At 70.7% G+C, this 24,172-nt stretch carries 18 protein-coding genes; 2 read left to right on the forward strand and 16 right to left on the reverse strand.

Features of this window, described 5'->3' with window-relative positions:
* Nucleotides 1–12: 12 nt before the first annotated feature.
* The gene (locus tag ABDW61_RS15680) at nucleotides 13–1,518 is read right to left on the reverse strand and encodes a tryptophan halogenase family protein (protein WP_343639935.1); all 1,506 of its coding nucleotides are present in this window, start codon (nucleotides 1,516–1,518) and stop codon (nucleotides 13–15) included.
* A 150-nt stretch (nucleotides 1,519–1,668) separates the two neighbouring features.
* Here ABDW61_RS15680 and ABDW61_RS15685 point away from each other — a divergent pair, with 150 nt between their 5' ends.
* Nucleotides 1,669–2,370, forward strand: coding sequence for a FadR/GntR family transcriptional regulator (locus ABDW61_RS15685; RefSeq protein WP_343639936.1), 702 nt, complete (start codon nucleotides 1,669–1,671; stop codon nucleotides 2,368–2,370).
* A gap of 14 nt (nucleotides 2,371–2,384) precedes the next feature.
* Here the strand turns inward: ABDW61_RS15685 and ABDW61_RS15690 are convergent, their stop codons facing one another.
* Together ABDW61_RS15690 and ABDW61_RS15695 are read right to left on the reverse strand one after the other, a co-directional pair.
* Nucleotides 2,385–4,076 (reverse strand): alpha-L-fucosidase, encoded by a 1,692-nt coding sequence (locus tag ABDW61_RS15690; protein WP_343639938.1) that lies wholly within the window; start codon nucleotides 4,074–4,076, stop codon nucleotides 2,385–2,387.
* A gap of 108 nt (nucleotides 4,077–4,184) precedes the next feature.
* Entirely contained in the window at nucleotides 4,185–7,340 is a 3,156-nt protein-coding gene (locus ABDW61_RS15695; protein WP_343639940.1) for a TonB-dependent receptor, read from the reverse strand.
* A gap of 345 nt (nucleotides 7,341–7,685) precedes the next feature.
* On the opposite strand from ABDW61_RS15695, the gene ABDW61_RS15700 reads away from it, so the two are divergent.
* Nucleotides 7,686–8,414: a FadR/GntR family transcriptional regulator gene (locus ABDW61_RS15700; protein WP_343639942.1), complete on the forward strand. Its 729-nt coding sequence runs from the start codon at nucleotides 7,686–7,688 to the stop codon at nucleotides 8,412–8,414.
* 27 nt (nucleotides 8,415–8,441) lie between these two features.
* Here ABDW61_RS15700 and ABDW61_RS15705 read toward each other — a convergent pair whose 3' ends face one another.
* From ABDW61_RS15705 to ABDW61_RS15765, 13 genes are all read right to left on the reverse strand, one after another.
* A complete protein-coding gene (locus tag ABDW61_RS15705) occupies nucleotides 8,442–9,983 on the reverse strand; it encodes an altronate dehydratase family protein (protein ID WP_343639943.1) in 1,542 nt (513 codons plus the stop codon).
* Nucleotides 9,973–10,302, reverse strand: a complete 330-nt coding sequence (locus tag ABDW61_RS15710; protein ID WP_343639945.1) for an L-rhamnose mutarotase — start codon at nucleotides 10,300–10,302, stop codon at nucleotides 9,973–9,975. Before ABDW61_RS15710 ends, ABDW61_RS15705 begins: the two co-directional genes overlap by 11 nt.
* A gap of 16 nt (nucleotides 10,303–10,318) precedes the next feature.
* Entirely contained in the window at nucleotides 10,319–11,461 is a 1,143-nt protein-coding gene (locus ABDW61_RS15715; protein ID WP_343639947.1) for a mannitol dehydrogenase family protein, read from the reverse strand.
* Nucleotides 11,462–11,481: 20 nt separating this feature from the next.
* On the reverse strand, nucleotides 11,482–12,492 hold the full coding sequence (locus ABDW61_RS15720; RefSeq protein ID WP_343639948.1) for a zinc-binding alcohol dehydrogenase family protein: 1,011 nt from the start codon (nucleotides 12,490–12,492) through the stop codon (nucleotides 11,482–11,484).
* A complete protein-coding gene (locus ABDW61_RS15725) occupies nucleotides 12,486–13,331 on the reverse strand; it encodes an amidohydrolase family protein (RefSeq protein WP_343639949.1) in 846 nt (281 codons plus the stop codon). The genes ABDW61_RS15720 and ABDW61_RS15725 overlap by 7 nt, the downstream gene beginning before the upstream one ends.
* On the reverse strand, nucleotides 13,328–14,368 hold the full coding sequence (locus ABDW61_RS15730) for an aldo/keto reductase (RefSeq protein WP_343639950.1): 1,041 nt from the start codon (nucleotides 14,366–14,368) through the stop codon (nucleotides 13,328–13,330). The genes ABDW61_RS15725 and ABDW61_RS15730 overlap by 4 nt, the downstream gene beginning before the upstream one ends.
* 8 nt (nucleotides 14,369–14,376) lie before the next feature.
* Nucleotides 14,377–15,318, reverse strand: coding sequence for an ABC transporter substrate-binding protein (locus tag ABDW61_RS15735; protein WP_343640038.1), 942 nt, complete (start codon nucleotides 15,316–15,318; stop codon nucleotides 14,377–14,379).
* A 62-nt stretch (nucleotides 15,319–15,380) separates the two neighbouring features.
* Nucleotides 15,381–16,364, reverse strand: a complete 984-nt coding sequence (locus ABDW61_RS15740; RefSeq protein WP_343639952.1) for an ABC transporter permease — start codon at nucleotides 16,362–16,364, stop codon at nucleotides 15,381–15,383.
* On the reverse strand, nucleotides 16,361–17,926 hold the full coding sequence (locus tag ABDW61_RS15745; RefSeq protein WP_343639954.1) for a sugar ABC transporter ATP-binding protein: 1,566 nt from the start codon (nucleotides 17,924–17,926) through the stop codon (nucleotides 16,361–16,363). The genes ABDW61_RS15740 and ABDW61_RS15745 overlap by 4 nt, the downstream gene beginning before the upstream one ends.
* A gap of 15 nt (nucleotides 17,927–17,941) precedes the next feature.
* On the reverse strand, nucleotides 17,942–20,812 hold the full coding sequence (gene galA / locus ABDW61_RS15750) for a beta-galactosidase GalA (protein WP_343639956.1): 2,871 nt from the start codon (nucleotides 20,810–20,812) through the stop codon (nucleotides 17,942–17,944).
* Nucleotides 20,813–20,946: 134 nt separating this feature from the next.
* On the reverse strand, nucleotides 20,947–22,224 hold the full coding sequence (locus ABDW61_RS15755; RefSeq protein ID WP_343639957.1) for an L-fuconate dehydratase: 1,278 nt from the start codon (nucleotides 22,222–22,224) through the stop codon (nucleotides 20,947–20,949).
* Between the two features lie 13 nt (nucleotides 22,225–22,237).
* A complete protein-coding gene (locus ABDW61_RS15760; protein ID WP_343639959.1) occupies nucleotides 22,238–23,092 on the reverse strand; it encodes an ureidoglycolate lyase in 855 nt (284 codons plus the stop codon).
* A 49-nt stretch (nucleotides 23,093–23,141) separates the two neighbouring features.
* On the reverse strand, nucleotides 23,142–23,933 hold the full coding sequence (locus ABDW61_RS15765; protein WP_343639960.1) for an SDR family oxidoreductase: 792 nt from the start codon (nucleotides 23,931–23,933) through the stop codon (nucleotides 23,142–23,144).
* Nucleotides 23,934–24,172 lie beyond the last annotated feature (239 nt).

Below are 24,172 nucleotides of genomic sequence, written 5' to 3' on the forward strand. Positions count from 1 at the left end.
GCATCGGTGTGTTCATCGCAGAGGGGGCTCGGCGCCTTGCGCCCGGTTCATCAGCCAGGCGAGGTAGGCGTGGTGGGTCGGCAGGGGCGCCACCGCTCGCGCGATCGCGTCGCGCCGTTGCTGGAGGAACGCGCGTGCCTGCGCCAGCGGCAGTTCCTCGAGGACCGGGTCGGCGCGCCGCGGCCAGTGGCGCATGCCGGCATGGATCGCCAGCCAGCTCGTTTCGTCGAAGCCTTCGTCGTGCTGCTGATGCAGCACGCCATGCTGGCGCCAGAGCTCGATCTTGTAGGCCAGCGTGTCAGGCAACGCCATCGTGGCCATGTCGCGCCACAGCGCGCTGTCGCGGCGGGCGGTCAGGCAGTAATGCAGGACGATGAAATCGCGGATGCGGCGGAACTCGCGCGTACCGCGCGCGTTGAAGTCGTCCACGGCGGTCTGGTCGATCGGCGCCTGGCCTTCAAGCAGCGTCATCAAGTGCCCCAGGTTGCTCTGGATCAGGAAGATGCTGGTCGACTCCAGCGGCTCGAGGAAGCCCGACGACAGCCCCAGCGCGACGACGTTGCGGACCCAGAAACGCTCGCGGTGGCCGGTGGTGAAACGCAGCAGCCGCGGCTCGGCCAGCGGACGGCCGTCGAGCTGCGCCAGCAACTGATCGCGCGCCACGGCGGGATCGACGTGCCGGCTGCTGAAGACGTGGCCATGGCCGGTGCGGCTCTGCAGCGGAATGCGCCAGGCCCATCCGCCTTCGAGCGCCGTGGCGCGCGTGTACGGCGTCAGCGCGTCGCCGGACCGCTCGCAGGGACAGGCCCAGGCCCCATCCACCGGCAGCCAGCGGCTGAAATCGACGAAGGGCTCCTGCAGCGTGCGCCCCAGCAGCAGCGAGGCGAAGCCGGAACAGTCGATGAACAGGTCGCCCTCGATCTCGCGGCCGTCCGACAGGCGCAGACGCTCGACATCCCCCTGCGCGCCGCGGACCACGTCCACGATGCGGCCCTCGATGCGCCGCGCGCCCCGGCGCAGCGAGAGGTCCCGCAGAAACGCCGCGTAGAGCGTCGCGTCGAAGTGGTAGGCGTAGTTGAAGGGCGCGCCGCCTTGCTCGCTGGGCGGCACGAAACGGCCCTGCATCGCCATGACCGTGGGCAGGCACTGCTCGCCGAACTCACCCAGCGCGGGATCGGCCACGCGCTGGAACTGACCCCACAGCATGTCGGGGCCGCGCAGGCTGCCGAAGTTGCCAAAGGTGTGGAAATAGCGTTCGCCGATGCTGTGCCAGTCGCGGAATTCGATGCCCAGCTTGTAGGTGCCGTGGGTGGCACGCAGGAACTCCGCCTCGTCGATGCCCAGCAGTTGATTGAAGGCGCGGATCGACGGGAAGGTCGCCTCGCCGACGCCGACGATGCCGATCTCCTCGGACTCGACCAATTGCACCGAGCAGCGCCCGCGCAGTCCGGTCGCCATGGCGGCGGCCGTCATCCATCCGGCGGCTCCGCCGCCGACGATCACGATGCGCTGGGCCATCCGCTGTTCTCCCCTCCCGCTGGCATGGATGTCTGGTATTACCAATTTGCCACCCTGTTTCGTTGGTCAGACCGGTAGATACCCTGTTCCCGCGCCGTGGAAGCGGCGCCTATAAACGCGGGCAGAACACGAGACAGCGCGCAGGGAGCCATGGCAACACATTCGTTCAGCGGCGACGTCCGCCGGCAATACCAGGTCGTGGCCGACCGGATCCGCGTGCTCATCCGGGACGGCGGCCTGACCGCGGGCGCGCGGCTGCCCTCGGAGCGCGAACTGGCGCACCAGCTCGGCGTGTCGCGTCCCTCGCTGCGCGAGGCGCTGATCGCGCTCGAGATCGAAGGGCGCATCGAGATCCGCGGCGGCTCCGGCGTCTACGTCTGCGCGGCGGCGCCCGCGGAGCTCGGCGTGACGCCGACGCTGGGCGAGAGCCCGGCCGAGCTGATGCACGCGCGCGTGGTCGTGGAAGGCGCGGTGGCCACGCTCGCCGCGGCGCGGGTCGACAAGGCCGCGCTGGACCGGGTGCGCGAGGCGCTGGAGGCGATGCGCGCGGACGTCGCGGCGGGGCGCAAGCCGGTCGAGGCCGACCGGCGCTTCCATCTCAGCATCGCTGAAATGAGCGGCAACACGGTGCTGGCCGGCGTGGTGGGCACGCTCTTCGATGGGCGCCATGGCGCGATCTCCACGCACATGAGCGGGCGCGTCGAGTCGGTGTCGCCGCCCTGGATGGACGCGCTGGGCGAGCACGAGGCCATCCTGCGCGCGCTTGAGTCGCGCGACCCGCAGGCCGCATCGGCGGCGATGTGCCGCCACCTGCTGGCGGCGCACGAGCGCTGGGCCGGCATTCCCGACTGAGCCGCGCGCCACGGTCACGCCGCCGCGGGCCCGACCAGCCCGTTCCCGCGGATCTTCAGGGCCACCGCCGGCGTGCCGGCGAGGCCGTCGGGCAGGCGCAGCTCCAGCCCCTTGCGCGTGCGGGTGAAGGGCACGCTGCCCGGAGCGCCGACCAGTTCGACGCGCTCGATCGCGCCGGGCGCCAGCGCCGAATCCTGCGCCAGCGCCGCGATGCGCAGCGTGCCGCTGCGCGGCCAGCCCAGGGCGATCGCATAGAGCGCGCCGTCCTTGGCCGTGAAGCGGATGTCCTCGGCGGACAGCGGCTGCGACGTGCCTTCGCTGAACATGCCGCCCGCCACGCGCGTGGGGCCTTCGCCATAGACGCGCCACGGGCGGGTGCCGTGGATGGCTTCGCCGTTGCGGCCCATCCAGGCGGCGATGTCCTCGAGGATCTTGCGCTCGTCCGAATCGATGGTGCCGTCGCCGCGCAGCGGCACCGACAGCAGCAGGTTGCCGTTCTTCGAGACGATGTCGCACAGCCGGTGGATCACCGTTGTGGCCGACTTGTAGCCGTGGTTGTCGAACAGCCCGCGGTTGTAGTGCCAGTCCCCCAGGCAGGTGTCGGTCTGCCAGGGCATCGGCTCGATGTTCTCGCGGAAGCCGCGCTCCACGTCCTCGACCACGCCGGCGCGGCGCTCCGGCGGCAGCACCTTGGCGTTGATGACGGCCTCGAGCTTGCCGCCGTGCCACGCCATGCTGGCGTTGTAGTAGTGGGCCGCGATGTCCAGCCCCGCCTGGCCCAGCGGCAGGCCGGAGTTGTCGAAGTAGACGAGGTCCGGCCGGTAGCTGTCGATCAGGTCGCGGCAGCGCAGGAACCACTGGCGCGTGAAGGCGGGGTTCTGCAGCGGCGCCTTCTCGTCCCAGTAGCGCGTGTTCTCGTCATGCCAGGCATTGGCCGCGCGCGTGGTGCGGAAGCCCTCGGGCATGACGATGTTGCGGCCGGTGTACAGGTCCTGCGGATCCAGGCCTTCCCACCAGGTGCCGCGGCCATCGGCCTTGGTCAGGCGGAAGGCGTCGTAGCGCTGGCCGGCCAGCGGGCCCTCGGCGTCGTAGCCGTAGGCGGTCTGGAACCAGTGCCAGGCGTGGGCCGAATGGTTGCTGACGCCAAAGCGCAGCCCGCGCGCGCGCGCCGCCTTGGACCAGGCGCCGATCAGGTCGCGCCTGGGGCCGACCCGCACGCTGTTCCAGGCGTGGTACTTCGAGTCGTAGTTGTCGAAGTTGTCGTGGTGATTGGCCAGCGCGACGAAGTACTTCGCTCCCGCCTTCACGTAGAGGTCGAGCAGCGCGTCCGGATCCCACTGATCGGCCTTCCACCGGTTCTGCATCTCCATGAAGCCGACCTTGGACGGATGGCCGTAGGTCTTCAGGTGATGCTCGTACTGCCAGTTGCCCTGGATGTACATGTGGCGCGCGTACCAGTCGCCCATCTCGGGCACGCACTGCGCGCTCCAGTGGGCCCAGATGCCGAACTTGGCGTCGCGGAACCAGTCCGGCGTCTGGTAGCCGTCCACCAGCGAGTCCCAGTTCGGCGCGAACGCGGGCGCGCCGGCGGCGGCATGGGCCGGCGCCAGCGTCGCGGCGCCCGCGCTGGCTGCGGCGGCCTGGAGGAAGGAGCGGCGCGTCCAGGGTGGGGATGTCCTCGGATGACGTTGGGAATGGTCTTGCATGAGGGCAGTGACTGCTGTCGAGAAGAAAAACCCGGCACGGCGGCGTTGCTGCCGCCGCGCCGGACAAAGGTCGGCGAGCCCGGATCGACCCGCCCGACCGCCTTGACCTTAGAAGGAGTAGCGCATCTGCACGGTGTAGCGGCGTCCGGTGGAGAAGAGCGCGCGCTCCTTCAGCCCGATGCCTTGCTGCATGTACTGCTTGTAGATGGCGTTGTTGAGGTTCTGGGCCTCGAAGCCGATGCTCATCGCCTCGCTGACGCGGTAATGCAGGCCCAGGTCCAGCTGGCCGTAATCGCCGCCCCAGGTCGGCAACGCGTAGTTCACCGAATACGACTGGCCGAAGTTCGGGCTCGCCGGGTTCTGGTCGATGCCGCTGCCGTCGGCGGTGCCGTAGGCATTGACCGCCTGCAGGTACTTCGAGCGCCAGCTGTAGGCCAGCCGCGCCGACACCGGTCCATGGTCGTACAGCAGCGCGATGTTGTAGGAGTTGCGCGACATGCCGGTCATCGGCAGCCCGCCCAGCACCCGGCCGTTGGTGTCGCAGCCGTAGATGTCGCGCGCCAGCTGCGAGTCGACTTCATCCTTGGGCGTGCACCATTCGCGGTTCACGCCCTGGTTCATCGTCAGCTTGCTGTCAATGTAGGTGTAGTTGCCCGACACCCCCAGGCCGGCCAGCAGGCCGGGCAGCTTGTCGAAGTAGGTCTGGAAGCCCAGTTCCACGCCACGCGCGCGGCCGTTGGCGCCGTTGACCGGCGCCGTGATCTGGAAGTCATGCGGCTGACCGCTGGTGTCGTTCAGGCGGTAGAGCGTCGTGCGCCCCACGACGACGTCCTTCAGGTCCTTGTTGAACACCGCCACCGTGACGGAGCTGGAGCGGCCGAAGTAGTACTCGCCCGTCAGATCCAGGTTGTTGGAACGGGTCGGCTTGAGCATCGGGTTGCCCAGCGCGGAGCCGGTGTAGGTCACCGTGTCCAGCACCGTCTGACCGTTCTCCTGGTGCGTGCGCGGCGTCTGGCTCAGCGTCGTGTAGGCCTGCATCTGCCAGAACTCCGGCCGCGTCATGCCCTTGGACATGGCGAGGCGGAACTGCAGCTCGTTGTTGGCCTTCAAGCGCAGGTTCAGACTGGGCAGTACGTTGGTGTAGCTGTTGTCAAAGGACTGCCGGGCCGATTGCGCGGGAATCTCCGGCACGCCGGGCATCGGCTGCGGCGGCGTGAACAGCGTGTAGCCCATGGCGCCGGATTTGGTATGCACCACGCGCACGCCGACGTTACCGTCAATCGGGTAGGGCAGATCCTCGAAACCGAAGCGCAGCTGCGCATAGGCGGCCTGGGTACGCTCGCTCTGCTCGTTGATGCCCTTGTCGTCGCCATACTTGGCCGGCGTCCACAGCGCCCACGACGGGCAGGGGTCGATGCACACGGCCTGGGCGAAGTCGTGGATCTTCTGGAAGCTGCCCGGGAAGCCGGTCACGACCGACTGGTTGGGCACGACGACCGCTGGCGGAGCGGCCACCCGGCCGTCAAAGAACTTGTTGAAGTGGAAGACCGAGGTGTCGCCCGAGAAGCGCGGGTCGCTCATCCAGGCCAGTTGGGTGAACGGCTGCCAGGGATTGACTGCGCCGGCGGGGATGACGGCCCAGGGCGCGGTGATCTGCGCCCAGTTGGAGTCGTGGGTCGACTGCGTGGTGGCGCTGCGGTCGGTCAGCCGCACGCCGAAGCGCAGGTCGTTGAGCACCGGATGCTCGAAGCTGTACTTCGCATCTGCGCGCCATGCCGTCTCGCTGGCGACCGCATGGTCCCGGTGCTCCTGCGCGGAGCCCCAGTAGTAGTTGGCGGGATTGGCGAGGAAGGCGCGATCCGCGTCGTCGAAGCTGAAGACGGGCAGCGAGCCGCGCAGATCCACGGTTTGCTTGGGCATCCAGCCGCCGACGCCGACCAGATAGTCGTAGCCATCGGTCTTGGCCTTCACGTGCTGGAGGTCGGAGCGCAGCTCCCAGCGGTCCGAGGCCTTCCACGCCAGGTTCCAGGAGATGTCCTGCGTGTCCGCGGTCCGGCCGGCCGCGCGCGAATCGGTGCCGAAGCCCACGCCGCGCACGTCCGGCCGATCCGGAGCGCCGTCCGTGGGCGCGCGCAGGGTCCCGGCCAGCAGCGCGCCGCTGGCGTCGAAGACCGCGCCGGCATCGACCTGCAGCTTGGTCGGGTCGGGGCCGAGGTAGAACGCTCCCTCGGTCGTCTTCATCTTGTACTTCGACCGGAAAAAGGTCAGCGACGAGCTCAGGTCATCCTTGCGCCACTGCAGCGCGCCGTACAGGCCGTCGCGCGTGCGGTCGAAGTCGTTGGAGGTCCACGAGCCGCCCGGCGTGATCCAGCGCTGCGTGCCGCTGGTGTCGCCGACCACCGCGTTGCTGCGCGGGTAGTACGGGGAGATGGACATGCCGTCGCTGTGCGTGGCGATCCGGGAGTGGGCCAGGTCGATGAGCGCGCCGAACTGCCCCAGATCGGTGTTCCAGCGGTTGGACACCATGCCGGAGAACGAGGGCTCGGTCTTGCCGCGCAGCGGCGCGCGCGAGGCCTCCGCCGAGAAGGCCGCCTTGAAGCCGGGGAAGTCGAAGGGCAGCGCCGTGCGCAGGTTCACCAGGCCGCCGACGGCGCCTTCGATCTGCTCGGCCGACGGATTCTTGTAGACGTCCACGCCCGCCATCAGCTCCGGCGGCACGTCCTCGAAGCTCAGCGAGCGGCCGCCATTGGCGGAGAAGGAGTCGCGGCCATTGAGTTCGGAGCGCACGTAGCTCAGGCCCCGGATCATCACGCCGGTGCCTTCGGCCGCGAAGTGCGCGATGCCGTCGCCAACGCCCTGCTGCGGATCGGAGCGGTTGAGCGTGCGGTCGATGCTGACGCCGGCGATGCGCTGCAGCACCTCGGTCACCGATTTGTCGGGCAGCTTGCCGATGTCGTCGGCGACGACGGAGTCGACGATCTCGTCAGCGTGCTGCTTGATGCGCTGCGCCGATTGCAGCGCCGCGCGCTGGCCGGAGACGACGACGGTCTCGATCTTGCGCGTGGCCTTGTCCTTGTCCGCCTTGTCCACTGCCGCGGATTTCTCCGCATTGCCGTCCTTGACGGCCTGCACGGCCGCATCGCTGGCGGCGGAGGCCGGCGCAGAAGGGGCGGCGGGCGGCGTCTGGGCGAAGGCGAGGCTGCTGCAGACCAGCGCGGCGTGCGTGGCGGCCAGCGAAATGGCGGTGCGCCGAGGGTGGTTCATCTTTGTCTCCTCTCATGGCGCCTGGACGCCTGGGGGGTGTTCTGGGTCTTGCTGCCGGCTCGGCGGCGCCTGCGCGGGACGCGGTTGCCGGGATCGCGGAACTCCGGGGGTGGGGTGCGGAGTCGTTGGCAACGTTGTCATCGAGCGGCAGGCGAGACGTGGTCGGTCAAACCGCTTTGGTCATGCCACTTTGCCATTGTTGATCGTTGGTCTGACCACTGGATATCCCTAATCGCACAAGTTGGCGATGTAACGAACTGATCACCGACTCCAAACCGTCATGCCGACCAGTTCGAGCCGGGAGCGCTACCATTGGTCAGTCCACTTCCGGAGGTCAGGGCGAGCATGGCTACTCAACACCGTGGCGGCGATACGCGCCGGCAATACCAATTGGTCGCCGACCGCATCCGGTCCCTGATCGAAAGCGGTGGCTTTTCCGCCGGCGCCCGCTTGCCGGCGGAGCGGGAACTGGCGCTGCAACTGGGCGTCTCGCGGCCTTCGCTGCGGGAGGCGCTGATCGCGCTCGAGATCGAAGGCCGGATCGAGATCCGCGGCGGTTCCGGCGTCTACGTGGCCAGCCTGCCGCCGCTCGAGGACGCCGGCACGCCCTCGCTGGGCGAGAGCCCGGCCGAGCTGATGCATGCGCGGCTGGTGCTGGAGAGCGCCGTCATCATGCTGGCCGCGGCGCGGGTGACCAAGGCCGGACTGCAGCGCGTGCAGGAGGCGCTCGAGGCGATGCGCGCCGAACTGGCGGACGGGCTCAAGCCGGTCGAGGCGGACCGCCGCTTCCACCTGAGCATCGCGGAGATGAGCGGCAATTCAGTCCTGGTGGGCATGGTCGGCTCGCTGTTCGACGGACGCCACAGCCCGCTGTCACTGCGCATGTGCGGCCAAGTCGAGTCCGACCTGACCTGGAAGGATGCGCTGGCCGAGCACGAAGCCATCCTGCAGGCGCTGGAGGCCAGGGATCCGCAGGCCGCGTCGGCGGCGGTGTGCCGCCATCTGATCGCCTCGCACGCGCGCTGGATCGGTGACGGCGCGGAGATTCCAGCCCGTGGCGCGCTGACGCTGTGAGGGGTGTTCCGGCCAGCGCCGGACCGCTCACATCACCGCGCCCAGCTGCCAGGGCACGAACTCGTTGTCGCCCAGGCCGTGCTCCTCGCTGAGCGTGCGGCGGCCCGAGGCGGACTCCCGGATCAGCGCGAACAGCGCTTCGCCCGCCTGCGCCACGGTCTGCGTGCCGTCGACGATGCCGCCAGCATTGAAATCCATGTCCAGCCGCATGCGCTCGAACAGCGCGGTGGTCGTGGCCAGCTTCAGCGTCGGCGCCGGCTTGCAGCCGTAGGTCGAGCCGCGGCCGGTCGTGAAGCAGATCAGCGTGGCGCCGCCGGCGACCTGGCCGGTGGCCGACACCGGGTCGTAGCCCGGCGTGTCCATGAAGACCAGGCCGCGCGCGCGGACCGGCTCGGCGTACTCGATCACCTCGTTCAAGGAGCTGGAGCCGCCCTTGGCGACCGCGCCCAGCGACTTTTCCAGGATGGTGGTGATGCCGCCGGCCTTGTTGCCGGGCGACGGGTTGTTGTTCAGCTGCGCGCCATGGCTGGCCGCGTAGCGCTCCCACCACTGCAGGCGCTCCATCAGGCGACGCGCGATCTCGGGTGAGGCGGCCCGCGCGGTCAGCAAGTGCTCCGCGCCGTGGATCTCCGGCGTCTCGGACAGGATGGCCGTGCCGCCGTGGCGCACCAGCAGGTCGACCGCGGCGCCCAGCGCCGGATTGGCGCTGATGCCGGAGTAGCCGTCCGATCCGCCGCACTGCAGGCCGACCACCAGCGCCGACATCGGCACCGTGCTGCGCCGCTCCAGCGAGGCCTCCTCGGCGAGCTCGCGAACCAGCGCCTGTCCCTGCTCGACGGCCTCGCGCGTGCCGCCGGCGTCCTGGATGGTCAGCGTGCGCAGGCGGCCGCGCGTCGCTTGGGGAAGGGCCTCGATCAGGGGCTCGATCTGGTTGACCTCGCAGCCCAGGCCGACGAGCAGCACGGCGGCGAAGTTGGGATGCGCAGCATAGCCGCGCAGCGTCCGCTGCAGCAGCGTGAAGCCTTCGCCATCCGCGCTCATGCCGCAGCCGCTGCCATGGGTGATCGCGACGACGCCGTCGACGCCCGCGGGCAGGCCCGGTCCCTGGAAGACCTGCGCGATCGCCTTGCAGACCGTCGCGGAGCAGTTCACCGACGCGATGACGCCGATGTAGTTGCGCGTGCCGACGCGGCCGTCGGCGCGGCGGTAGCCCTCGAAGGTCGCGGCCGCGTCAGGCGGCAGCAGCGGCAGCGAGGCCTCGCCGGTGGCGCGCGGCGGCATCGGGCCGGCCAGCTCGAGGTTGTGTGTGTGCACATGTGCGCCGGCCTCGATCGGCACGCTGGCCAGGCCGATCGGCTGGCCGTACTTGAAGACGGCCTCGCCGCGTCCGATCGGGCGCAGCGCCACCTTGTGCCCGGCGCCGATCGGCGACGTGATCCGCAGCGCCGTCCCGTCCGGCCGCTCGACGCCGTCACCGGCGCCCAGCGCGATCCGGGCGACCGCGACGTTGTCGCCGGGGTGCAGCACGATGAGCGCCGGTGCGCCGCCGCTGGTCCCGTCAGTCGACATGGAACACCTGTTCCATCGCGGCCCAGTGCTCCCCCGGAGCGCGGCTGTCCAGCGGCCGCTGGCATGGGCCGCAGAAGGTCCACCAGCGCTGCGTTTCGGGATCGGCGGCGATGGCGGCCATGTCGCCCGCGTAGTCGCTGCCGTGGTACTCCCAGTAGCCGAACAGCAGGTTCTCCGGCTCACGCAGGAAAATGCTGTAGTTGCGCACGTTGGATGCCGCCAACCGTGCCAGCACGGCGGGCCAGACGGCCGCGTGCAGGCGCTTGTACTCGGCGATGTGCTCCGGCGCGATGCCGATCACCATGCCCATCCGTTGCATGTCTTGCTCCTCTTGATCACGGGGTCCTGAGCGCGGCGCGCAGCCGCGGCTGGGCCAGGCCGGGCGTGTGCCGGCGCGCCAGCTCCACGACCGGCAGCAGGCGCCGGGCCTTCTTGCGCGCGTGGTGCTGCGCGATGTCGGCGAGCCGGTGCTCCAGGAACGGGTTCAGCAGCCGGTCGCGCAGGCTGCCCAGATAGGCGATCGCCTCGTCGCCCTGGCCGAGCGCGTCCAGCACCGGCAGCACCTCGTCCAGCCAGGTGCGCTCGAGCGGCTCGCGCAGCGCGCCGTCCTCCATCGCCTGCCGGACCGTCATGCCGGCCGGCCGCTCGAACAGGCGCCAGAGCTCCGCCAGCATCGTGTGGCCCAGGTTGAGCAGGAAGAGCTTGAGCCGCTCGTGGCGCGCCAGATCGTCGGTGACGACGATGGCGGGATGGCGGCAGGGCAGCTGCAGCCGGGGCTGCGCCTGGATGGCCCACAGCGCGTAGGGCTCGGCCACCGCGCCGACCGGCTCCAGCGCCTGCGCCACGATGCGGTCGACCAGCGAGTTGGCCCACACCACGTGCGTCAGCAGCCAGTCGATGAAGGGCGCGGGGCACTGCCACGCGCGCGCCTGACCCACGACCAGGTCGCCGAGCACGGAGCCATTGCGCGACACCAGCTCGCAGGGCAGCACGGTGAGTTCGGCCTCGGGCGCCGCCTGCCAGCGGTCGTGCAGCAGCACGAGCAGGCGGGCGGGGAAGGACTGCGGCGCGGCCGCGCCAGCAGCCAGCAGGGGCGGGCCATCGCGCAGGGACAGCGTCCAGCCGTCGTCGCCGGTGTTGGACACGATGACGCGCACCGGCCCGCGCACGCGTTCGCGCACGGCGTTCCAATCGCTGGCGGCGTGCAGGATCTCGCGGACGGAGCGGCTGATCCGGCGTGTTTCCACCGGCACGCCGGCCACCAGGCCGCGCAGCACGATGGGCACGCCTTCTCCGCCGGCCAGGGCCTGCGCGCGGCGCGTGCTGGCGGGGTCATCGGTGCTCTGGACCACGGTGATGCCGCCCAGGGCCGCGCCGCTTTCCGCCGCCTCGCTGACGAAGAGCCCCACATGCGCCTGCAGGAAACGGCCCGTGCCGAACTGCAGGATGGGCGAGGGCGCGGCCGTCTCGACACTCATTTCGACATCCATCGCGGCGCTCAGCACTCGACCAGCGCCTTGATCACGCCCTGGCGCGGATCGAGCAGCGAGGGGAAGCTGCGCGGCAGGTCGTCCAGCGCCAGGCGATGCGTGGCCAGCGCCGCGTGCGGCACCTGGCCCTGGCGCATCGCGGCGATCACGGTGGCGAAATCCTCGGCCGTGGCGTTGCGGCTGCTCAGCAGCGTGGCCTCGCGCTTGTGGAACTCCGGATCGGAGAAGCGGATGTCGCCCTGCACGATGGAAACGAGCACGTAGCGGCCGCCATGCGCGATGAAGCGGAAGCCGCGCTCCATCGCCGCGGGATTGCCGGTGGCGTCGAAGACGACATCGAAGAACTCGCCGTCGGTGATGCGCGCGAGCTCGTCCTCGTCGCCGTCGCCCAGCGGCACCGCGGCCGCGATGCCGGTGTGCCGCAGCGCGAAGTCCAACCGTTCCTCGCGGCTGTCCAGCGCCGCGACGGCGGCGCCGCGCAGCGCCGAGAAGATCATCACGCCGAGCCCGATCGGTCCCGCGCCGACCACCAGCACGCGCTGGCCCACGCCGACCTCGCCGCGGCGCACCGCGTGCGCGCCCACGGCCAGGAACTCCAGCATCGCCGCCTGGTCCAGCGTGAGGCCCTCGGCCTTGCCGACAAAGCGCCTGGGCAGGCTCAGGTACTCGGTGAAGGCGCCGTCACGGTGCACGCCCAGCACCTGCATTCGCACGCAGCAGTTGGACTTGCCTTGCCGGCAGGCGATGCAGTCGCCGCAGGACAGATAAGGCATCGCATAGACGGCGTCGCCAGGCTGCAGGCCGCTGTCGGGATCGGCCTCCTCGACGACGCCGGAGAGCTCGTGGCCCATGACCCGCGGATAGGCGAGATAGGGCTGGTGGCCGGTGAAGATGTGCAGGTCGGTTCCGCACACGCCGACGCGCCGCACGCGCAGCAGCACCTCGCCGGGAAGGCGTTCCGGTTTGGGGCGGTCATGGACGGCGAGCAGGCCCGGGGATTCGCAGAGGACGGTCAGCATGGCGGCAGTCGGTAGAGGGCGGCGGCATTGCCGCCGAACAGGGCTTCGAGTTCGGCGCGCGAGGGCGCTGGGTGGAGCTGCTGCGCCAGACGCTGCGCCTGCGCCCACCAGTGCGCATAGTCCGCGGCCAGGCGCAGCACGGGCCAGTCACTGCCCCACAGCAGCCGGCGCGGGCCGAACAGCTCCCACAGCGTCTGGACATAGGGCAGCAGCGCCGCGTCGCCTTGGCGGTCTCCGGCCTCGGTCAGCAGGCCGGACAGCTTGCAGTGGACACGGGGCAGGGCGGCCAGCGCGGCGAGATCGTCGCGCCAGGGCGCCATCTCGCCGCGAGCGATGAAGGGCTTGGCGCCGTGATCGATGACGATGGTCAGATCGGGATGGCGCGCGGCGAAGCGGCGCAGGCCCGGCAACTGGCGCGGCAGCACCAGCGCGTCGAAGACCAGGCCCGACTGCGTCATCGCCTGCGCGGCGGGATCGCAGGCCGGATCGGCGATCCAGTCGTCGTCGGGCAGGTCCTGCAGCATCGGCCGCAGGCCCTTGAGCAAGGGATCGCGGGCCAGCGCCTCGATCTGCGCCGGGGCGTCGGCGGCCTTGAAGTCGACCCAGCCCACCACGCCCCGCACCCACGGCGTCGCCGCGGCGAGCGCCAGCATCCAGCGCGTGTCCTCGGCGCTGGGCAGCGATTGCACCAGCACCGTCGCGTCGATGCCGCAGGCGCGCAGCTGCGGCTCGAGGTCGTCGGGGCCGAAGTCCCGATGGAGGGCGGCCAGCGAGGGCGGGGGCCATTGGCCCTCGCGCTGCGCGAGGCGCCAGAAGTGCTGGTGCGCGTCGACCTTCATGCCGGCGCTCCCGGGTCGCGAGGCAGCGGCGCATCCGCATGGACCAGACCGCGATCGCGCAGCGCCTGCCACAGCGCTTGCGGGATCGCCTGATGCATCCAGGCCACGTTGCTTGCCACCTGCTGCGGCGAACGCATGCCCGACAGCACGCTGACCACCGCCGGATGGGCGAGCGGGAACTGCAGCGCCGCTGCGGGCACCGGCACGTCCCATTCGGCGCAGACGGCGGCGAGCGCGTCGGCGCGCTCGCGCACCGCGGCCGGCACGCTGCCGTAGTCGTATCTGGCCTGGCCGGCCAGCAGTCCGGAATTGAACGGGCCGCCGATGACGACGCCCACGCCGTCGGCCGCGCAGCGGTCCAGGAATCCCAGCGCGCCCTGTTCCAGCAGCGTGTAGCGGCCCGCCAGCAGCACGCAGTCGAGCGGCGCGGCCGACAACGCGTCCCAGGCCACCTCCCATTCATTGACGCCCAGTCCGATGGCCCGCACGGCGCCCTGGCTGCGCAGCGACGCCAGCGCGCGGAAGCCGCCCCCCTGCGTCAGCGCGCGCCAATGGCGGACGTGCTGGGCGCCATGCGTGGCGCGGCCGATGTCGTGCACCAGCAGCAGGTCGATGCGCGCGCCGCCCAGGCGCTGCTGGCTGGCCTCGAACGAGCGCATCACGCCGTCGTGGCTGTAGTCGAAGACCGGCCGGAAGGGCAGCGGATCGGCCCAGCCGTCACTGCCGGGGCGGGCCGGCAGGTCCGGCTCCATCAGCCGCCCCACCTTGGTCGACAGGACCAGCCCGTCGCGCGGCCGCCCGGCGAGGAAGGCGCCGACGCGGCGCTCGCTGCGCGTGTAGCCGTAGAACGGCGCCGTGTCGATGTAGCGCAGGCCCGCGTCCCAGGCGGCCTGCAGCGTCGCGGCGGCGGTGGCCTCGTCCACCGCGTCGTAGAGCCCGGCGAGCGCGGCGGCGCCCAGACCCAGCGGGCTCAGGCGCAGGTCCGCGCGCGGCAGCGCGCGGGCGGCTGCGGGAGCGGCTGGGGTGGCGGTCAGCACGGCGGACATCAGTAGAGGACGGCCCGGGCCTCGGGCGACTGCAGGTTGCCCTTGTTGACCCACACCACGCCGGTGTCGCGGAACTTGGGCACGGGCTTGCGCTGGAGCAGCTCCTCGATGGTCTTCACGCCCAGGTAGCCCATGCGGAACGAGCTCTGCACCGCGATGCCCTCCAGCGTGCCGTCCTGGACGAACTTCTGCAGGTCCTGGTTGCCGTCGAAGCCGATCGCCACCACCTGGCCGGCGCGGCCGCTCTGCACCAGCGCGCGTCCCATGCCCACGGCGGTCGGCTCGTTGGCGCCGAACAGGCCCTTGAGGTCGCGATGCGCGGCCAGCACGTCGGTGGTCTGGTTCATCGCCGTGGCCATCTGCGACTGGGAGTAGTAGGGGCCGACGATCTCCAGCTTGGAATGCGCCTGCAGGTAGCGCTTGAAGCCGCCGACGCGATCCGCCTCGGAGCCCGCGCCGGCCACGTAGGACATCAGCGCCACCTTGCCGGTGGTCCCGATCCGGGCGATCAGGGCCTTGGCGCAAAGCTCGCCCGCGGCGCTGTTGTCGGTGGACAGGAAGGACTGGTAGTAGCGCGCGCCGGCGTCGGAGATCCGGGAGTCGATCAGCACCACGGGGATGCGGGCCTCCCACGCGCGCTTGATGGCCGGCACCAGCGCGTCGGGGTCGGACGGCGCGAGCACGATGCCCGCGACGCGGCGGTTGACGGCGTTCTCCACCAGGTTGACCTGGTCGGCGACCGCCGATTCCGACGCCGGGCCGGAGAAGGTCAGCGTGTGGCCGGCGGTCTCCTTGATCGCCGCGTCGGCGCCCTTGTTGACGTTCTGCCAGAAGCTGGAGTTCGTGGTCTTGACGATGACGGCGATCTCGCCGGCCTGGGCCGCCGCGCCGAGCAGCGCCAGGCCGGCACCGAGCAGCGCGCGCCGCAGGGCGCCGGCCATGAACGGGGAGAGGGACGACAGGGTGCGTGACATGCGGGTCTCCTGAGGGGATGGGCCGGTCTTCAGCGCCGGTTGCGGAGCTGGTCGATCCACACGGTGACGAGGATGACCAGGCCGATGATGATCTGCTGCGAGAAGGCCGACACGCCGTTCATGTTCAGGCCGTTGCGCAGGATGCCGATGACGAAGGCGCCGATGACGGTGCCCGAGACGCTGCCCACGCCGCCGCTCAGCGAGGTCCCGCCGATGACCGCGGCGGCGATGGCGTCGAGCTCGTACATCACGCCCTCGTTGGGCTGCGCGGTCACCAGGCGCGACATCAGCACACAGCCGGCAAGCCCGGCGAGCGCGCCGGAGCAGACGTAGGCGAACATCGCGACGCGGCTCACGTTGACGCCCGACAGCCGCGCGGCCTCCGTGTTGGAGCCCACCGCATGCAGGTGCCGGCCCAGCATCGTGCGGCGCAGCAGCAGGCCCACGACCAGCGCCAGCGCCGCCATCAGCAGCACCGGGTAGGGGATGCCCGGGAAGATCACGTTCGGAAAGCCCTGCGCATCGATCTCCTCGATGCGCCACAGCGCGCCGTTGCCCAGCACGCCAAAGGCCTCGCCCAGGCCCGAGATCGCGCGCGCATCGGTCAGCTGCAGCGCCAGGCCGCGCGCGACCAGCATCATGCCCAGCGTCGCGATGAAGGGGGGCAGCCGCAGCCGCGTCACGCACAGCCCGTTGACGGCGCCGCACAGGCCGCCGACCACGATGCCGGCGGCCATCGCCGGCGCCACCGGCAGTCCCTGCTTGACCAGCAGCCCGGCCACGACGCCGGACAGCGCCAGCACCGAGCCCACCGACAGGTCGATGCCGCCGGTGAGGATCACCAGCGTGGCGCCCAGGCCGAGGTAGACGATGGTGGTGACCTGCAGCGAGACCGTCATCGCGTTGCCCACGCTGAAGAAGGCGCCGCTGGTCAGCGAGAACACCAGCACGAGCAGCAGCAGGCCGGCCAGCGCGGCGAACTTCTGGAGCAGGTCTTTCTGTCGTTCGTTCATGGGGAACCCGTGTCGGGCGCCGCGTCCGGCGCGAGGGAAAGGGAGGCCGGCCCGACCGAGGCCAGGCGCATCACGTCCTGCTGGCTGCTGCCGCGCGTGTCCAGCACGCCGGCGATGCGGCCCTGGCGGAACACCGCGATGCGGTCTGTCAGGCCGAAGATCTCGGGCAGGTCGGAGCTGATGAGCACGACGCCGACGCCCTGCGCCGCGAGCTGGTCCATCAGCGCGTAGAGGGCGTACCTGGCGCCGACGTCGATGCCGCGCGTGGGCTCGTCGAAGACGATCACCCGCGCCTGGCGGAACAGCCACTTGGCGATGACCACCTTCTGCTGGTTGCCGCCGGACAGCAGCCGCGCGATCTGGTCCGGCGAGGGCGTGCGGATCTGCAACTGCTCGATGAAGCGCTCGGCGGTCTGCCGCTCGCGCGCCGCGTCGATGACGCCCGGCCCGCGGGTCAGCGCCGCCAGGTTGGCCATCGTGATGTTGTGGGCGACGCTCATGGCCACCGCCAGGCCATGCGCCTTGCGGTCCTCGGAGACGTAGGCGAGGCCGGCCTCGATCGCGTCACGCGGGCAGCGGATGCGCAACAGGCGTTCGCCAAGCGCGATCTCACCGCCGTCCACCGGATCGGCGCCGAACAGCGCGCGCGCGGTCTCGGTGCGGCCGGCGCCGATCAGGCCGGCGAAGCCGAGGATCTCGCCGCGACGCAGCTCGAAATCCAGCGGCCCGAAGACGCCGCGGCGGTGCAGGCCGCGTACCCGCAGCAGCAGGTCGGCGCCGGGGCGGCGCGTGGCGGGCGGGAACTGCTGGTCGAGCTCGCGGCCCACCATCAGGCTGACGATCTCGTCGATCGAGGTGTCCGCCCAGCGCCGCGTGGCGATGTGATGGCCGTCGCGCAGCACGGTGACGCGATCGGCGATCGCCCCCAGCTCATCCAGCCGGTGCGAGATGTAGAGGATGGCCACGCCCTCGCGCCGCAGCTCGCGCACGACCTGCAGCAAGCGCGCCGCGTCGGCCTCGCCGAGTGAGGAGGTGGGCTCGTCCATGATCAGCAACCGCGCCTGGAGCGACAGCGCCTTGGCGATCTCCACCAGCTGCCGCTGCGCGATCGGCAGCGTCGTGACCAGGACGTCCGGATCGATGTCCGCGCCCAGCCGCGCCAGGCAGGCGCGCGCGCCGTCGCGCTGGCGCTCGCGGTCGACGAACCAGCCGCGCCGCGGCTCGCGGCCCAGCCAGATGTTCTCAGCCACCGTGAGGTGCGGCACCAGGTTGAGCTCCTGGTGGATCATCACGATGCCCATGGCCTGCGCCCGCGCGAGGCTGTCGATGCGCGCCGGCTGGCCGTCGATGTGGATCTCGCCCTGGTCCGGCGCCTGCACGCCGCTGAGGATCTTCATCAGCGTCGACTTGCCGGCGCCGTTCTCGCCGCAGATCGCGTGGACCTCGCCGCGATGCACGTCCAGCGCCACGTCCGCCAGCGCGACGACGTTGTCGAAACGCTTGCACACGCCACGCATGCCGAGCAGCGCGGGGGCAGGAACCGAGGACGGCAGCGCGTTCATCGGAGCGGTCCTGTGTCAGGGCGAGGCGGGCGCCGCGCCGCGTTCGAGCGACACCGGCCCGATGAGCCCCGACGGCGCGTCCGCTGACGCGCGCACCAGCACGGTCATCGTGCGCCAGCCCGGGCCCTGGGCGATCGGCAGGCTGAGCGGGCCAGGCGCCGGCGAGGTCTTCTCGCCGAGCTTGACACCGTCGACCCAGACCTCGGCCTGTCCCGCGATCTCCTGGAACAGCAGGCGGCCACGGCCGTCGTTGCGGTCCGCGCGCAGCCGCAGCGAGGTGCGATAGGCCCGCCACACGCTGCCCTCGGCCACCTGCCGCATCGGCGGCTCGCCCCAGCCCCAGCTGTTCATGTCGTTCTCGGCCAGCACCTGGTTGGGATCGGGGCGCGCGGCCTGCGGCGGCGAGATGCGCCAGCCGCCCACGCGGCTGATCGCTTCCGCGCCCGGCACCGCCGGGATCCGGGCGGGGCGCACGTCGAGCACCGCGTCGGCGCCTTCCAGCCCATCGGCCGTCGCGCGCAGGCGCAGCGGGCCCTGGCCGTCGCGGTCCGTCTGCAGGATCACCTGCGCCAATCCGTTGAAGAGCGAGCGCTCCGGCGCCTTGGACGATTCATGCGAATTGGGATCGCCATTGCCGACCCCGATCAGCCGGCCCGCGCCGGTGATCTCGAAACGCACGCGCAGGTTGGCGGTGGGCACTGGGCGCCCCTGGGCGTCGACCGCGCTGACGGTCACGGCCACGGCATCGCGGCCATCACCGGCCAGCGCGGCGCGGTCCGGTGTGAGCACCAGACGCGCCGGGGCGCCGCTGGTCTCGACCACGTCGCGGGCCAGTTCGCGGCTGCCCTGCAGCGCGACCGCCTCGAGCCGTCCCGGCGCGTAAGGCACATCGGCGCTCACGATGCCATCGCGGTCCGGCGCCTGCTCGGCGACCGGCTGGCCATTGAGCAGCAGCCGCACGCGCGGCGCGTTGCTGGCGACCATCACCTTCACCGGCTGGCCTTCGCTGCCGGGCCAGTTCCAATGCGGCAGCACCTTGACCACGGTCCGGTCCTTCACCCATTGCGCCTGGTGGATGTAGAAGGCCGCCTTCGGGAAGCCGCACAGGTCCAGCGCGCCGAAGAAGGTGGAGGCGCTGGGCCATTGGAAGGGCGTGGGCTCGCCGTGGTAGTCGATGCCGCTCCACACGAAGCTGCCCGCCATGAATGGCCGCTCCGCGATGTGGCGCCACGCGTCGCGGTGGGTCTGCCCCCAGGAGGCCGGCTCGTCGTCGCTGCTGCCCATGACCTGCGCCTGACGGTCGCTGCGCCAGGCGCCGCGCGTCATGTAGGCGGAGGTGTCCTCGGTGCTGGTCATCGGCTGGCCGGGATGCTCGCGGTGGAAGCGATCGTAGGCGTGGACCTGGTAGTTGATGCCGGCCACGTCCAGCACCTGCGAGGCGTTGCGCTCGGCGAAGAGGCCGTCGTGCATGCCGGCGGTGACGGGCCGGCTCGGATCCAGCCGCTTGATCGCGGCGACCAGGCGGCGGGCCATCTCGCGGCCCTGCGCGGTGCCCTGCAGCGGCTCCTCGTTGAAGATGGACCAGAGGATCACGCTTGGACGGTTGCGGTCACGCCGCACCAGCCATTCCAGCTGCGCCATCGTGTCCGGGCTCGGATTGAAGTTGCGGTTCTCGTCCATCACCAGCAGGCCCAGGCGGTCCGCCAGGTCCATGACTTCCGGCGCGACCGCGTTGTGGGCGAAGCGGACCGCGTTCACGCCCATCGCCTGCAGACGGCGCAGGCGGAACTCCCAGATCGCCTCGGGCACCGCGACGCCGACACCGGCGTGGTCCTGGTGGATGCACACGCCTTGCAGCTTCAGCGGCTCGCCATTGAGGAAGAAGCCCCGCTCGGCGTCGAAGCGCAGCGTCCGCAAGCCGGTGTGCAGCTCGGTGCGGTCGATCTCGCGCAGCGGGCCGGCGCCGGGCTGGCGCAGCACCGCGCGCACCCGGTACAGCTGCGGCGAGCGCGGCGACCACAGCCGCGGCTGCGGAATCTGGAGCGTCAGGCGCGCCGTCTCGGATCCCAGTGCGGCGACGCTGACCCGCGTGTCCCCCTGCGCGACGGCCTTGCCGTCGGGCCCGGTCACTTCGAGCGCGACGACCGCGCCGCGGCTGGTCTCGCCGCTGTTGTCGACCTGCACCTCGACGGGCAGCGTCCAGCGGCCGCCGCGCTGCACCGGATTGGCGTACAGGCCATCGGTCGCGATGTGCAGCGGATCGCGCTTGACCAGCCAGACGTGGCGATAGATGCCGGCGCCCTCGTACCACCAGCCTTCCTGGGCGTCCGCGTCGACGCGCACGGCGATGCTGTTGATGTCGTCCCCGAAGCGCAGGTAGGGCGTGATGTCGATGGCGCGGCCGTTGTAGCCGGACCAGTTGCGATTCACCACGATGCCGTTGACCCACACCGTGCTGTGCGTGGCCACACCGTCGAACTGCAGCTCGATATGGCGGCCCCGGTCGGATGCCGGCAGCTGCAGATAGCGGCGGTACCAGCCGATGCCCCGGGCGCGATAGCCCTGGGAGGCGTTCTCCTCCGGGTCGAAGGCGTTCTCGATGGCCCAGTCGTGCGGCAGGTCCAGGCGCCGCCAGCTGGAGTCGTCGAACTCCGCGCCGCCGGCGCCCACGGCGCCCCCGGCCTTGGCCTGGTGATAGCTCGCGCCGTGCCCCTTGACGGGCGGCGGCGGCACCTCGCCGCGATGGAACAGCCAGCCGGCGTCCAGCGACAGGCGCTCGCGTGACTCCTGCGCGCGCGAGGCGGCAGGCAGCATGGCCGCGATCGCCAGGCAGGCGACCAGCAGCGCATGGATCAGCGACGCAGGCCGCGGCATCGTCTTCAGCATCTTGTCTCCATGGTCAGGACCGCGGCGCCGGATCAGCAGCGGGTCCGTCGAGGCTCTGAAGGCCCTTGATTTGGTCTTACCAGTTTCTCAAAATACAGATCTGGTCTTACCGGTGAAAACACCGAGCCCATGGCTCAACCGCGGAAGCGGTGCCGCTCCAGCGACTCGGGCTTCATCGTGATGGAGAAGCCGGGCGCGGTCGGCAGCAGATAGGCGGCGCCGCGCACGACGCAGGGGTCGACGAAGTGTTCATGCAGATGGTCGACGTACTCGATCACCCGGTCCTCGCGGCTGGCCGAGACGCACAGGAAATCGATGACGGACAGGTGCTGCACGTACTCGCACAGGCCGACGCCGCCGGCATGCGGGCACACCGGCAGGCCGTGCTTGGCGGCCATCAGCAGCACCGCCAGGATCTCGTTGACGCCGCCCAGGCGGCAGCTGTCGATCTGCACCACGTCGATGGCGCCGCGCATGATGAACTGCTTGAACAGGATGCGGTTCTGGCACATCTCGCCCGTGGCGACCCGCATCGGCGCGATCGCCTCGCGGATCGCGCGGTGGCCCTCGACGTCATCGGGGCTGGTGGGTTCCTCGATGAACCAGGGGCGCGCGAAGGCCAGGTCCTGGAGCCAGTCGATCGCGACCGGCACGTCCCAGACCTGGTTGGCGTCGATCATCAGGCGGCGATCGGGCCCGAGCACCTCGCGGGCGATGCGCAGGCGGCGGATGTCGTCCTCGCGGTCGCGGCCCACTTTGAGCTTCACATGGCTGAAGCCGGCGTCCACCGCCTCCTGGCACAGGCGGCGGAGCTTGTCGTCCGGATAGCCGAGCCAGCCGGCCGAGGTCGTGTAGCAGGGGTAGCCCTCGCGCTCGAGCAGGGCCAGGCGGTCGGCCTTGCCCTCGGCGGCGCGGGTCAGCAAGGCGAGCGCCTCGCCGGGCGTGATGCAGTCGGTGAGGTAGCGGAAGTCGATGCAGCGCACCAGCTCCTCGGGGCTCATGTCGGCGACCAGCCGCCACAGCGGCTTGCCCTCGGCCTTGGCCCAGAGGTCCCAGACGGCGTTGACGACGGCGCCGGTGGCCAGATGGATCGCGCCCTTGTCGGGCCCGATCCAGCGCAGTTGGCTGTCCGAGGTCACGTGCCGCCAGAAGCGCCCCATGTCCGCGGCGATCCAGTCCAGATCCAGGCCGACGACCAGATGCCGCATCGCCTCGATGGCGCGGCAGCACAGGTCGTTGCCGCGCCCGATGGTGAAGGTCAGGCCATGGCCTTCCAGGCCCGGCCGGTCGGTCGTGAGGATGACGTAGGCGGCCGAGTAGTCCGGATCGGGGTTCATCGCGTCCGAACCATCCAGGTGGGCGGACGTCGGGAAGCGCGCGTCGACGGTGCGCAGATCGGTGATGCGGGTCATGGCGTGGCGGGGTTCAGGCGGCGACGGTGCGCTGCGTCTGCACGCCCAGTCCGTCGATGCCCAGGCGCATGGTCTGGCCCGGCTTCAGGAAGACCGGCGGCTTCTGGCCCAGACCGACGCCGGGCGGCGTGCCGGTGGAGATCACGTCGCCCGGCTGCAGGCTCATGAAGCGGCTCAGGTAGCTGACGATCTGCGCCACGCCGAACACCATCGTGCGGGTGTTGCCATCCTGGTAGCGATGGCCGTCCACCTCCAGCCAGAGGCCCAGCCGCTGCGGATCGGGGATCTCGTCCGCGGTGACCAGCCAGGGACCGAGCGGGCCGAAGGTGTCGCAGCCCTTGCCCTTGTCCCACTGGGTGCCGCGCTCGAGCTGCCATTCGCGCTCGGACACATCGTTGACGACGCAATAGCCGGCGACATGCTTCATCGCGTCGGCCTCGTCGATGTAGGCGCCGCCCTCGCCGATGACGACGCCCAGCTCGACCTCCCAATCCGTCTTGATCGAGCCCCTCGGGATGCGCACCGGGTCGTCGGGACCGCTGATCGCGCTGGTCCATTTGGCGAAGACCACGGGCTCCTGCGGCACCGGCAGGCCGGACTCGGCGGCGTGGTCGGCGTAGTTCAGCCCGATGCAGATGAACTTGCCGACCTGGCCGACGCAGGGCCCCAGCCGCAGGTCCTGCTGCGGGACGCCCGCCACGCGGGGCAGGGCGGCGGGATCGAGCTGACGCAGCAGCGACAGGCCGGCGCTGGTGAGCACGTCGCCAGCGAGGTCGTCGACGTGCTCGGAGAGATCGCGCACCAGGCCGTCGGCATCGAGCAGGCCGGGGCGTTCCTGGCCGGGCGGGCCATAGCGGAGCAGTTTCATGAAGGTCCTTGCAGGAAGGGATCGGAGGGGCCGGATCGGGCCGCGGCGCTCAGATCGTGACGCCGCCGTCGACGCTGACGGCCTGGCCGGTGATGAAGCGGGACGCGTCGCTGAGCAGGAACACCACCAGCGGCGCGATGTCGTCCACCGTGGCCAGGCGGCCCATCGGCTGACGTGCGATGAAGTCGCGCTCGGCCTGCGCCGGATCGGCCGCCGCGGCGATGCGCCCGCGCAGCGAGGGCGTGTCCACCGTGCCGGGGCACAGCGCGTTGCAGCGCAGGCCTTGCTTGACGAAGTCCGCGGCGACCGACTTGGTCAGGCCGATCACCGCCGCCTTGCTGACGCCGTAGACGCAACGGTTGGGGAAGCCCTTCACCGACGAGGCCATCGAAGCCATGTTCAGCACCGAGGCGCCACCGGTGCGCTCGGCCTCGGCCAGCATGCCGGGGAGGAAGGCGCGCAGCATCCGCCACATGCTCTTGACGTTGAGGTCCATGCTGAAGTCCCAGGCTGATTCGTCGCAGTCCAGGACCGAGCCGTGATGGACGAAACCGGCGCAATTGAAGAGCCCCTGCAGCCGCGGCAACTGGCGCGCGAGCGCCTGGATGGCGGCGTCGTCGCGCACATCGAGCGGCGCGGTCCGCAGCCGCGCCGCAGCCCCGGCTTCCTCCCGCAGGCTGTCCAGGCCGGGGGCCGCCAGGTCGGTCGCGATCACCTCGGCGCCCGCCGCGAGGCAGGCCAGCGCGCTCGCGCGGCCGATGCCCTGTGCGGCCGCGGTGATCAGGACGGTCTTGCCGGCCAAGGCGCCGGCGGCGGAGGAAGGCGTGAGGGGCAGATTCACGATCAGGGTCCGTCCAAGAGGTCTGACCAGTTTATGGCAGACAGGGTTGTCATCCCCAGCCCGGGACTTCCCTTGATTCGAATCGTTTCAAATTGGTCGGACCAAATGTCGGTGTTTTCACCGGTAAGACCACAACCGGCCGTTGAGATACTGGTTTGGCCGCATTGCTATCCGACCTTCTTTCTGGACTTCGTTTTGGACTTCGCTTTGGACTTCCTATGACACGCCGATCTTTCAAA

This window comes from Roseateles sp. (assembly GCF_039595595.1).
Lineage (GTDB): Bacteria > Pseudomonadota > Gammaproteobacteria > Burkholderiales > Burkholderiaceae_C > Roseateles.

Coding starts and splice junctions, on each gene's coding strand:
- ABDW61_RS15680 (WP_343639935.1), bottom strand. CDS start 1,518: ATGGCCCAGCGCATCGTGATCGTCGGCGGCGGAGCCGCCGGATGGATG.
- ABDW61_RS15685 (WP_343639936.1), top strand. CDS start 1,669: ATGGCAACACATTCGTTCAGCGGCGACGTCCGCCGGCAATACCAGGTC.
- ABDW61_RS15690 (WP_343639938.1), bottom strand. CDS start 4,076: ATGCAAGACCATTCCCAACGTCATCCGAGGACATCCCCACCCTGGACG.
- ABDW61_RS15695 (WP_343639940.1), bottom strand. CDS start 7,340: ATGAACCACCCTCGGCGCACCGCCATTTCGCTGGCCGCCACGCACGCC.
- ABDW61_RS15700 (WP_343639942.1), top strand. CDS start 7,686: ATGGCTACTCAACACCGTGGCGGCGATACGCGCCGGCAATACCAATTG.
- ABDW61_RS15705 (WP_343639943.1), bottom strand. CDS start 9,983: ATGTCGACTGACGGGACCAGCGGCGGCGCACCGGCGCTCATCGTGCTG.
- ABDW61_RS15710 (WP_343639945.1), bottom strand. CDS start 10,302: ATGCAACGGATGGGCATGGTGATCGGCATCGCGCCGGAGCACATCGCC.
- ABDW61_RS15715 (WP_343639947.1), bottom strand. CDS start 11,461: ATGAGTGTCGAGACGGCCGCGCCCTCGCCCATCCTGCAGTTCGGCACG.
- ABDW61_RS15720 (WP_343639948.1), bottom strand. CDS start 12,492: ATGCTGACCGTCCTCTGCGAATCCCCGGGCCTGCTCGCCGTCCATGAC.
- ABDW61_RS15725 (WP_343639949.1), bottom strand. CDS start 13,331: ATGAAGGTCGACGCGCACCAGCACTTCTGGCGCCTCGCGCAGCGCGAG.
- ABDW61_RS15735 (WP_343640038.1), bottom strand. CDS start 15,318: ATGGCCGGCGCCCTGCGGCGCGCGCTGCTCGGTGCCGGCCTGGCGCTG.
- ABDW61_RS15740 (WP_343639952.1), bottom strand. CDS start 16,364: ATGAACGAACGACAGAAAGACCTGCTCCAGAAGTTCGCCGCGCTGGCC.
- ABDW61_RS15745 (WP_343639954.1), bottom strand. CDS start 17,926: ATGAACGCGCTGCCGTCCTCGGTTCCTGCCCCCGCGCTGCTCGGCATG.
- galA (WP_343639956.1), bottom strand. CDS start 20,812: ATGCTGAAGACGATGCCGCGGCCTGCGTCGCTGATCCATGCGCTGCTG.
- ABDW61_RS15755 (WP_343639957.1), bottom strand. CDS start 22,224: ATGACCCGCATCACCGATCTGCGCACCGTCGACGCGCGCTTCCCGACG.
- ABDW61_RS15760 (WP_343639959.1), bottom strand. CDS start 23,092: ATGAAACTGCTCCGCTATGGCCCGCCCGGCCAGGAACGCCCCGGCCTG.